The 10,265-nt window shown below is 50.7% G+C and carries 9 protein-coding genes and 1 tRNA gene; 2 read left to right on the forward strand and 8 right to left on the reverse strand.

Annotated features, from left to right (window positions below; translation table 11 throughout):
* Positions 1–48: 48 nt before the first annotated feature.
* The 5 genes from gpmI to K7397_RS18670 all read right to left on the reverse strand — a co-directional run bounded on the left by gpmI (position 49) and on the right by K7397_RS18670 (position 5,845).
* Positions 49–1,605 carry a 2,3-bisphosphoglycerate-independent phosphoglycerate mutase gene (gene gpmI, locus K7397_RS18650; RefSeq protein WP_223069835.1) on the reverse strand — a complete coding sequence of 519 codons (1,557 nt, stop codon included), beginning with the start codon at positions 1,603–1,605 and terminating at the stop codon, positions 49–51.
* A gap of 1 nt (position 1,606) precedes the next feature.
* Positions 1,607–2,359: a triose-phosphate isomerase gene (gene tpiA, locus K7397_RS18655; protein WP_223069837.1), complete on the reverse strand. Its 753-nt coding sequence runs from the start codon at positions 2,357–2,359 to the stop codon at positions 1,607–1,609.
* A gap of 50 nt (positions 2,360–2,409) precedes the next feature.
* The gene (locus K7397_RS18660; RefSeq protein ID WP_223069840.1) at positions 2,410–3,591 is read right to left on the reverse strand and encodes a phosphoglycerate kinase; all 1,182 of its coding nucleotides are present in this window, start codon (positions 3,589–3,591) and stop codon (positions 2,410–2,412) included.
* A 130-nt stretch (positions 3,592–3,721) separates the two neighbouring features.
* On the reverse strand, positions 3,722–4,732 hold the full coding sequence (gap, locus tag K7397_RS18665; RefSeq protein ID WP_223069841.1) for a type I glyceraldehyde-3-phosphate dehydrogenase: 1,011 nt from the start codon (positions 4,730–4,732) through the stop codon (positions 3,722–3,724).
* A gap of 87 nt (positions 4,733–4,819) precedes the next feature.
* Positions 4,820–5,845 (reverse strand): sugar-binding transcriptional regulator, encoded by a 1,026-nt coding sequence (locus tag K7397_RS18670; protein WP_223069845.1) that lies wholly within the window; start codon positions 5,843–5,845, stop codon positions 4,820–4,822.
* A 254-nt stretch (positions 5,846–6,099) separates the two neighbouring features.
* On the opposite strand from K7397_RS18670, the gene K7397_RS18675 reads away from it, so the two are divergent.
* Both K7397_RS18675 and clpP read left to right on the forward strand, forming a co-directional pair.
* Positions 6,100–6,174, forward strand: a tRNA-Arg gene (locus K7397_RS18675).
* Positions 6,175–6,457: 283 nt separating this feature from the next.
* Positions 6,458–7,054: an ATP-dependent Clp endopeptidase proteolytic subunit ClpP gene (gene clpP, locus K7397_RS18680; RefSeq protein ID WP_337926760.1), complete on the forward strand. Its 597-nt coding sequence runs from the start codon at positions 6,458–6,460 to the stop codon at positions 7,052–7,054.
* A 66-nt stretch (positions 7,055–7,120) separates the two neighbouring features.
* Here clpP and K7397_RS18685 read toward each other — a convergent pair whose 3' ends face one another.
* From K7397_RS18685 to K7397_RS18695, 3 genes are all read right to left on the reverse strand, one after another.
* Positions 7,121–8,209 carry a PdaC/SigV domain-containing protein gene (locus tag K7397_RS18685; RefSeq protein WP_223069848.1) on the reverse strand — a complete coding sequence of 363 codons (1,089 nt, stop codon included), beginning with the start codon at positions 8,207–8,209 and terminating at the stop codon, positions 7,121–7,123.
* A gap of 198 nt (positions 8,210–8,407) precedes the next feature.
* Positions 8,408–9,046, reverse strand: a complete 639-nt coding sequence (locus K7397_RS18690; RefSeq protein WP_223069851.1) for a GDSL-type esterase/lipase family protein — start codon at positions 9,044–9,046, stop codon at positions 8,408–8,410.
* 108 nt (positions 9,047–9,154) lie between these two features.
* Positions 9,155–9,922, reverse strand: coding sequence for an SIMPL domain-containing protein (locus K7397_RS18695; RefSeq protein ID WP_337926761.1), 768 nt, complete (start codon positions 9,920–9,922; stop codon positions 9,155–9,157).
* Positions 9,923–10,265: the final 343 nt, after the last annotated feature.

Genomic DNA, 10,265 nt, shown 5'->3' on the forward strand with positions numbered 1-10,265 from the left:
TAGTTGTTAGCCTTCCCGGGTTCAGGAAGCGATGTATATGGATGTTTATTATTTGCGGCTTGCAATCATGGATTGTCCGGTCATTTCCGCAGGCTGAGGCAGCTGCATCAGATCGAGAATCGTTGGCGCTACATCCGCCAAAATACCATGCCCGCGCAGTACAACGTCTTCGGATGTCACAATGAAAGGAACCGGATTGGTCGTATGCGCCGTGAACGGACGTCCGTTCTCATCAAATACCATATCCGCGTTGCCGTGGTCGGCAATGATCACGGCTACTCCGCCCTTGGATACGATAGCATCCACCACTTTGCCTACGCATTCATCCGTAGCTTCAACCGCCTTGATGGTCGGCTCCAGCATGCCGGAGTGGCCAACCATATCCGGGTTCGCAAAGTTCAGGATGATGGCGTCAAAGTTCTCGGCCTCGATTTCTTTCACGGCCGCTGCAGCCACTTCATAAGCGCTCATCTCCGGCTTCAGGTCATAGGTGGCAACCTTCGGCGAGTTGATCAGAATCCGGGTTTCCCCAGGAAGCTCTACATCCCGTCCGCCGCTGAAGAAGAAGGTAACGTGCGGATATTTCTCGGTTTCCGCAATGCGAAGCTGCTTCTTGTTATGCTGCACCAGAACTTCACCCAGTGTATTGTCCAGGTTCTTCGGCTCATAGGCCACATATCCGCCAACCGTTTCGCTGAAGAGCGTCAGGCAGACGAAATGCAGTCCTTCCGGGAACTTCGGTCCTCGATCAAAGCCGCGGAAATCCTTGTTGGTAAACACCTGGGACAGCTGGATTGCACGGTCAGGGCGGAAGTTGAGGAACACAACGGAATCTCCGGATTCCACCGTGCTAACCGGGTTGCCCTGGTCATCCACAATTACCGTCGGAACCATAAATTCGTCAAACACTTCGTTGTTGTAGGACTCTTTCACAGCCTGAACTGGGTCGGTATACTGCGGTCCTTCACCGTATACTATGGCGCGGTACGATTTCTCAACGCGTTCCCAGCGTTTGTCGCGGTCCATGGAGTAGTAGCGGCCGGACAATGTTGCAATTTTCCCGACGCCAACTTCCTTAATTTTCGCGATCAACTGATTCAGATACCCTACGCCGCTGTCCGGAGCCACGTCGCGTCCGTCCAGAAAAGCATGGATATAGACTTCATGCATGTCTTCCTTCTTGGCCAGTTCCAGCATGGCGAACAAATGGTTAATATGGCTGTGCACGCCGCCGTCAGACAGCAGACCGTACAGATGCAGCTTCTTGCCGTTGTTCTTCGCATGGCGAACCGCTTCGACAAGAGTCGGATTGGCGAAAAATTCACCTTCCCGGATCGACTTGGAGATACGGGTCAGATCCTGATAGACAATCCGCCCGGCACCGATGTTCAGGTGTCCTACTTCAGAGTTGCCCATTTGCCCTTCAGGCAAACCGACGGCTTCGCCGCAGGCTGTCAGCGTGGCATTGGGATACTGCTTCAAATACCGGTCGTAGTTCGGCTTCTTGGCTTGGGCAACCGCGTTGCCTTCCACTGTCTCCCGAAGACCGAACCCGTCCATAATGATAAGCGCTACAGGTCTTGGTACTGAAGCTTTTGCTGTCATTTTACTTGGCCCCCTCAACCAGAGCGATGTAGGATGCCGGCTGCAGACTTGCGCCGCCCACGAGCGCGCCGTCGATATCGCTTTGGCCCATGTATTCCTTCACATTTTCCGGTTTTACGCTGCCGCCGTATTGAATACGGATTTTGCCAGCCGTTTCGCTATCGTACAATTCGCTAACCAGACTGCGGATATAGGCAATAACTTCGTTTGCATCCCCGGATGTGGAAGATTTGCCGGTTCCGATCGCCCAGATTGGCTCGTAAGCGATAACGACCTTGGCAGCCTGTTCAGCAGTCAATCCTTGCAGAGCCGCTTCCGTTTGCACTTTCACAACCGCTTTGGTTTGGCCCGCTTCACGTTCTTCCAGCTTCTCGCCTACGCACGGGATCGGCGTAAGGCCGTATTTGAATGCGGCATGAACTTTTTTGTTAACCGTCTCATCCGTTTCCGCAAAATAAGCGCGACGCTCGGAGTGTCCGATGATAACGTAATCCACGCCGAGTTCCTTCAGCATCTTGCCGCTGATTTCTCCGGTGAACGCTCCTTCGTCTTCAAAATGAAGGTTTTGCGCCCCGATCTTGATGGAAGTGCCTTTAGCCGCTTCAACGAGGGCAGGGAGGTTCGTAAACGGAGCGCAGATTACACTTTCAACGCCTGCTACTTCCGCTTTCCCCTTCACTTCCTCAAAAAAAGCCTTGGCTTCGGAAACGGTTTTGAACATCTTCCAGTTTCCTGCAATGATAGGTGTTCTCATGCGGCTTAAACCTCCAGTATTTCTTTATTTACAGATTGATAACTTGCCAATTACTTGTCGTTCAGGGCAACTACGCCTGGAAGCGCCTTGCCTTCCATGAATTCCAGGGAAGCCCCGCCGCCAGTCGAAATGTGGTCCATTTTATCAGCCAAATGGAATTTCTCTGCAGCTGCTGCGGAATCGCCGCCGCCGATGATGGTGTATCCGCTTGTAGCGGCACAAGCTTCAGCTACTTCGCGTGTGCCGTTCGAGAATGGATCGATTTCAAATACGCCCATCGGCCCGTTCCATACGACCAGCTTGGAGTTTTTAATCACTTCGGCATAGTTGGCGCGGGTTTTAGGCCCGATGTCCACGCCTTCCCATGTTGCAGGAATGCTGTCGATATCCACGATGTTCGTGTTGGCTTCGGCTTTGAAATCGTCGGCAACAACAACATCAACAGGAAGCAGGAAGTTTTTGCCCAGCTTTTTCGCTTTCTCAATAAAACCAAGCGCAACATCCAGCTTTTCGTTGTCGCAAAGCGATTGGCCGATTTCGTAGCCTTGGGCTTTGAAGAAGGTGTAGGCCAAGCCGCCGCCGATCAGCACGTTGTCCGCAATGTTCAGCAGGTTGTCGATCACATCGATTTTATCTTTAACCTTGGAACCGCCGATAATCGCTGTGAAAGGACGGTCCGGATTAGAGAGCGCTTTGCCGAGTACGGACAATTCTTTCTCCATCAGGAGACCGGACACTGCAGGCAGGTGGTGAGCAATGCCTTCAGTGGAAGCATGGGCGCGGTGAGCGGCGCCAAATGCATCGTTGACGAACAGATCAGCAAGCTCAGCGAATTGTTTCGCCAGTTCTGGATCGTTCTTTTCTTCGCCTGGATAGAAACGGACGTTTTCCAGCACAAGCACATCGCCGTTTTTCATTTCGGCGATTTTTGCTTTAACAGCTTCGCCTACAGCTTCATCGGCTTTGGCAACCGGTTTTCCAAGCAGCTCGGAGAGACGCTGAGCCGGAGCGGTCAAACGCATCGATTCGTTCACTTGACCTTTTGGACGGCCGAGGTGGCTCGCCAAAATCACTTTCGCACCGTTCTCGATCAAATATTTGATCGTAGGCAATGTTTCACGGATCCGTGTATCATCCGTGATCTTTCCGTCTTCGAGCGGTACATTAAAGTCAACGCGCACGAATACGCGTTTGCCGTTAACTTCGCTATCTCGAACACTTTTCTTATTCATTCTCGTTCCTCCGCAACCCTCAAATTTTAAATTCCGTATTATTGAAGGAAAACAACTTCATGTATAAAGAGCGGAAACAGAAAATATGTTTCCGCTCTATGAGATTTCAGGTGTATCCTGGCTATCTCTATTACTTAGCCAGTTTGGCGAAGTGTTCCAAAGTACGAACGAGCTGTGCAGTGTAGGACATTTCGTTGTCATACCAGGAAACAGTCTTAACGAGCTGCTTGTCGCCAACAGTCAGTACCTTAGTTTGAGTAGCATCGAACAGGGAACCGAAAGTGATTCCTTTGATGTCGGAAGATACGATTTCATCTTCAGTGTAGCCGAAAGTTTCTGGGTCGGAAGCGGCTTTCATAGCTGCGTTAACTTCGTCAACCGTTACGGTTTTGTCGAGAACGGCAACCAGCTCAGTCAGGGAACCAGTTGGTACTGGAACGCGTTGTGCAGCGCCGTCCAGTTTGCCTTTCAGTTCAGGGATAACGAGGCCGATCGCTTTAGCGGCACCAGTTGTGTTAGGAATGATATTTTCGGCAGCAGCACGAGCGCGGCGGAAGTCGCCTTTCGCATGCGGAGCGTCCAGTGTGTTTTGGTCGCCAGTGTAAGCATGGATGGTAGTCATCAAACCTTCAACGATGCCGAATTTGTCATTCAGCGCTTTAGCCATAGGAGCGAGACAGTTCGTTGTGCAGGATGCGCCGGAGATGACAGTTTCAGTTCCGTCCAGGATATCATGGTTTACGTTGTAAACGATTGTCTTCATGTCGCCTGAAGCCGGTGCGGAGATAACGACTTTCTTGGCTCCGCCTTTCAGGTGCAGTTCAGCTTTTTCTTTGGAAGTGAAGAAGCCTGTGCACTCCAGAACGATGTCTACGCCAAGCTCGCCCCAAGGCAGTTCTTCAGGGTTGCGGTTAGCCAGAACTTTAACTTCTTTGCCGTTTACTTTGAAGAAACCTTCATGTACTTCGACTTCTCCATTGAATTTGCCTTGCGTTGTATCATATTTAAGCAGATGAGCCAGCATTTTAGCATCTGTCAGGTCATTGATTGCTACTACTTCGATACCTTCCACTTCTTGAATCCGGCGGAACGCCAAGCGACCAATACGACCAAAACCGTTAATGCCTACTTTTACACTCATTGAATATAGCCTCCCAAGTAATGTATTTATTATATTTATTCAAGACAGGCCTAAAGGTCTGTCATGAGTAAAACTATGTTCTGCGGCTCAAAGCGCCTCGACGATTTCTTCAGCAGCGGCTTCATCCGTCACCAAAATATCCTCGTGTCCGAACTTCAGCACCGCGTGAATCGCCTTCGCCTTGCTCCGTCCACCCGCAACCCCGATTACGGTTTCTGTCGACTTGATGTCTTCCAGTCTGAGACCGAGAGTTAACATCTTGTGTACGACGGCTCCTGTTTCATCAAAATAATAACCGAAAGATTCCGCAATGGCCCCTTCTCTCTGAAGCTCTTCCACCATCTTAGGCTCCAGCTTGCGTCTGCGCGCCATCTCCATAGCGTCTCCGATGCCGTGAACCACAATTCGGGCCCGGCGAATCAGGCTAACAATCTCTTGAATGTTATGGTCATGCACCAGGGACTCGTAGGCTTCCTTTCCCAGCAGATCAGGCACATGCAACAGCCGATATTCAGCGCCTACGCGCTTGGCCATGCCCGAGGCTATGGTATTTGCTTGAATCTCCAAGCTCTCCCCTAGGCCTCCGCGTGCCGGAACAAACCAGCTTCCCCTGATCGGCGCTGACGGGGGCGTAAGCTGCTGTCCCATTTCAGCTAACGTCGAGCCGCCTGTTACCGCGACGACATCATTCTCGCCAATCACTCCAAGAAGGGCTTTCGCTCCCGCACGTCCGAGCTCGCGCTTGGCAGTTGCAGAGGATTCACAGTCTCCAGGGACCACGATTACTTTGCGCAGGCCGTAAGCGCTCCGGATCTTCTTCTCCATCTCGGCGAGTCCGAGCAGTTCCTTCACGATCGGCTTCATTTGCTCTAACAGTTGACGTCCCGCATCGCTGATTCTCATACCCACATTCTCAATTTCGATCAACCCTTGCGCTTTCAGAAGATCTGTTTCTGCACGCAGCACGCGTTCCGTCATGTTCAGGGAAAGCGCAAGGCTTCGCCGTCCGATAACCTCTTCCAGCATAATCTGGTGCAGGATCATGTACCGCTTCTTGAGAACGTCCATAAGATCAGGCAGAAGCTGCTTTTGGATCTCCAACAAATTTTGCAATGTTTTCACTCCTGCGGCTTCGTCTATCTCTCCATTCCTATGGTCCTAAAATGTCCCGGGTTAACGTTTTAAGTCCCACCGATATTTTAACCAATTTCCTGTTATGTTGCAAGTGCATCGTCCGTATAATAAGCAATATTTCCATCGCTTATACGCGGGACAAGGGATTCGCTGGAAATGGAGCTATTCTTCGTAATTTTTACTTGCATTTTATTTAGAGACCGATTATAATAAATTTTGTTGGCTTTAAAAGTGCGCCCGTGGTCCAATGGATATGACGTAGGCCTCCGGAGCCTGAGATCGAGGTTCGATTCCTCGCGGGCGCGCCATTATTTTAAAAACCTGCTAGTCCATCTTATAGGGTGGCTAATATATGATTAACCAGTAGTCCGATCAATCGGGCTTTTTTTGTATATTTAGTTTGACTTTCTTTGACTTTATGCCTGAAATTGTTTATGATGTGGTTATTAACAGTGGCTTTCGCCCCCAAAACGGGTTTAGAGCCGGACATTTTGGTCAATCCTGTAATGACTGAACTGTATAGGATTATACTGTTAAAACCGCAGTTAAAGCTCATATATGAGCACATCAACTATTAGGAGGGTTTTTATCGTGAGTTATATTCCAATGGTCGTCGAACAAAGCAACCGCGGAGAGCGCGCCTACGACATTTATTCCAGATTGCTCAAAGACCGGATCATTTTCCTTGGCTCCCAAGTGAACGACGTTGTAGCCAACTCCATTATCGCGCAAATGCTGTTCCTGGATGCCGAAGAACCAGGCAAGGATATCCACCTTTACATTAACAGCCCGGGCGGCTCGATTACCGCGGGCATGGCCATTTACGATACGATGCAATTTATTAAATCCGACGTTTCCACCATCTGTGTAGGCATGGCTGCTTCTATGGGCGCTTTTCTGCTGAATGCAGGGGCAAAAGGGAAACGTTACGCGCTGCCGAACAGCGAAGTCATGATTCACCAACCGCTGGGCGGTGCCGAAGGGCAGGCTACGGATATTGAGATTCGTGCTCGCCGCATTCTCAAAATGCGCGATTCCCTGAACAAAATTCTTGCTGAACGCACTGGACAGCCGCTTGAACGGATTGAAAAAGATACCGACCGCGACTACTTCATGTCTGCCGCAGAAGCTCAAGAATACGGTCTGATCGACAAGGTCATTGAGAAAGTGAATCCGCAAGGCGCATAACAGATTGTTCAAATAAAAACGGATGCCGTCATGGAAGTGACAGCATCCGTTTTTATTTGGGCCGATTCATCCGGCGAACGGGTCGGACCCTTCCGCAAGCAGCGCGGAGAAAGGAATGTAGTATTCCGGAAATCCTGCCGCATAAGGCAAATACTCATATAATTGAAAGAAGATGACGATCCCTTCATCTTTGATATAGAAACCGGGCTTGTCGCCGATGGTCTCAAACCCTCCAAGGTAGCCCGGATCCTGCTTCAGTCTGGCTGCGACCTTGGCATCGATCACGCTTTTATATTCGGGACTATCCTTCAGCAGATCGCTGAGCTGGAGCTGCTTGCCGTCGCTAAGGCGCAGAGTAATGCCCTCCAGGTAACTCATGCCGTGGGCGCCGCCTGTATATTCATAGTTCAGCATACGGAAGCTGACGACCCCGTTGCGGTTGTATTCAACCGTATAGCTGCCGGCAAATTCATTTTTGGCCCCCATCGGTCCAAGGCCAAGCTCGGCCGACCGTTTCAGGGAGTCCTCGGCATAGGCAGCCGCCCTGTTTTTGAACATCTGGTTCACCCTATCCTGGACGCCGGTATCTGCAAGACCGCTGAGCTCGGGATATTGAATCGAAACCGTCGTATACTGGTCCGATTTACCCAGCTTTTGCGCCGTTATTTTTACGTCATTCAGCTTCTGCGGGACAAGGTCTAAAGTCTTGGCAGCATTGTTCCACTGTACGCTGTACCCCAGATGATCAATCAGCACATGTACCGATACCGAACCCAGCCCGTCCTGAGATTTCCACTCATAGTCCGAAAACGGCGTGCTCCCATTCACAACCGCCTGCACCGTTTGGTATTCCGTCGGCTTCAGCTGAACGATTACATTCCCCCGGACAATGCTGTAGGATTTTGATTTGGCATCATAAGAAACCTTGAGGCCAAGTCCGTCGCGGATAAAGGCAAGCGGTACAAGCACGCCGCCCCTGCCCATCGACCCCTTTTGCGGCAAAGCCTTTCCGTTTACAGTCAAATGAACCGCCTTGTTTGCGCTCGTCTTCGCCGTGGCTAAAGCCGATGCCTCAGCCTGGGCGGATCCCGCAGCTGTCCCGAGCAGCAGCGATGCCGCCAGCAGAGCAGTTGTCCACTTTTTATACGTATGCATATCAATTAGTCTCCTCTGTTTGTATAGCGATATAATATGTAATTACCCAATTTATTATAGCCCTACTTTCCAAAATGTGGTGTTAGAAATGTGAATAAAGCAAAAGTCCCGCTCTCCTTGAATGATTCAAAAGAACAGGACGCTTTTTGTCTTAGTAGGCTTGTTATATCGGCAGGTAAAAAAAGAGTAAAAAGCTCTCTATCCCAATCGGCCATATCCGAACGCATTCAACTGTTCTGCGATTGCACGGTAACCGCGTCCGTTCGGATGCAGATGATCGAGCGACAGCAGTTCCTTTTCCTTTCCGGCAAATGTCGAATAGATGTTGGCGAATGCGCACACACGGCTGGAATACCGGGAAGCAAAACGATTGAATTGAATGACCCAATCCGTAGCCTCCTCGATCTGCGGATACGGATTGTATAACCCGACGACCCTTATGATATACGGCTTGCGTGCGCCCTTCTTCAGGCGGTAAATCTTCCCCATGATGCTTGAGAAATGCCGCTTGCACTCCTTCAGCGAGCCTGCCAAATTCCGCGGCACGCTCCCCTTCCCCCCTTGTGCTAGTCGCGCGGCGCGTATCAGATCGTTGCCCCCGATCGAAACGGTAATCATATCCGCCGCCCGCAGCGCCTGGCGGTAAGCCGCAGAACGCCCTACCCGCTGGTCCAGTTCCGCACTGGTCAGGCCGTTGACACCTAAATTGCTGTAAGCGACGAAACTCTTCAGCCGGACTTCGGCCATCCTCCGGTATACAGGGACAAAACCATTTCCAGGCAAAGCTCCGAAGCCGGTTGTGAGCGAATCCCCGATGGCCGTGTACTGGTAGCTCATATTCCCCCTCCCTTGCCGCTTAGCTCTACTTCTCACAATCTAACATATGAAGCAGAGCTCTTCCGCGTAACAGGGAATATGTCCACCAAAGTTTTGAATTCCAAACGCTTATTTCATTGCATACTGAACGCTCAGCGTTGTCTCTACCGTAATTTCTCCCGGCTCGACGGAGGTGCTTGCGCTATCTGCCTCCGCGCTCATTTTGGCATATGCCTGATTTTGTTGGAATAACGGTATATTATTGTTGTCGCTTTGTACGACATTCAGCACGATGCCAAGCTGACGGTTTGCAGATTTGGCAATCGCGTTCGCCTTGACCCCGGCATTAGTCATAGCTTTTGCAATAACCTGTTCCTGATACTGATCGGGATTCTCTACCGTAAATGTCACATTCTCAATATTATTGGCGCCGGCGTTCGAAGCCGCGTCCAGCAGCTGTCCAATCTTGTCCAGCTGTCTGTATTTCACCTGCAGCGTATGGTGCGCGATATAACCGTTCACCTTCTGCCCTTCTTTGTCGTTGTAGGTATAGTTCGGCTGCACATAGAACTGGCTGGTCTTAATGTCTGCCGCGTCGATTTTCCATGTGTCTTTGAGCAGGGTATTCAGTTTTTGGAGAGCAGCCGCATTTCGGCTCTGGGCCTCCTTCGCCGTTGCCGCCCTTGTTTCAACCCCCAGCGACAGATAAGCCAGATCCGGCTTTACCGATATTTTGCCGTTTCCGGTTACGCTGATCGTGTTCTGCACCGTGGAATCGCTGTCCGCCGCATAAGCCGGAACGCTTTGATTCAGGAGCCCGCTAACCGCCGTCCCCCCCATGATCAAGCTTCCCGCAATCGCTACCGCTCCCAACCGTTTTGTCCATACGTTCATCATTGGAATCCTCCTGATTCTAATCGTTTATTAGGTGTTCGAGTGTTATCTTCTAAACGGAAGCCAATGGAAAAAGGTTGCACAAGCATTTGCTTAGCGTCTGTTATTTGAAGCGGATGTAGCGGCTATGGCTTAAAAACGGCAGTAAGCAGCCCCCACAAAGTGAGGCTTTTACTTCGATGCGGATTCAGGCACTTTGCTTCGGACCCCGAAAACACTAATCATAACCACCCGTCAAACGGGTGGTTTGCTCTAAGGCTATAAGCCTTTATTACCGGCTCGCGTCTAAAGGCGCTAGCTTTCACTACGTTCAAGCTACTATGCCATTGTCGCTTTTGCCTACCCC

Origin of the sequence: Paenibacillus caui (assembly GCF_019904135.1) — a bacterium.
GTDB classification, from domain to species: Bacteria; Bacillota; Bacilli; order Paenibacillales; family Paenibacillaceae; genus Fontibacillus; species Fontibacillus caui.

Coding starts and splice junctions, on each gene's coding strand:
- gap (WP_223069841.1), bottom strand. CDS start 4,732: ATGAGTGTAAAAGTAGGCATTAACGGTTTTGGTCGTATTGGTCGCTTG.
- gpmI (WP_223069835.1), bottom strand. CDS start 1,605: ATGACAGCAAAAGCTTCAGTACCAAGACCTGTAGCGCTTATCATTATG.
- K7397_RS18695 (WP_337926761.1), bottom strand. CDS start 9,922: ATGATGAACGTATGGACAAAACGGTTGGGAGCGGTAGCGATTGCGGGA.
- tpiA (WP_223069837.1), bottom strand. CDS start 2,359: ATGAGAACACCTATCATTGCAGGAAACTGGAAGATGTTCAAAACCGTT.
- K7397_RS18685 (WP_223069848.1), bottom strand. CDS start 8,209: ATGCATACGTATAAAAAGTGGACAACTGCTCTGCTGGCGGCATCGCTG.
- K7397_RS18660 (WP_223069840.1), bottom strand. CDS start 3,591: ATGAATAAGAAAAGTGTTCGAGATAGCGAAGTTAACGGCAAACGCGTA.
- K7397_RS18690 (WP_223069851.1), bottom strand. CDS start 9,046: ATGAGCTACCAGTACACGGCCATCGGGGATTCGCTCACAACCGGCTTC.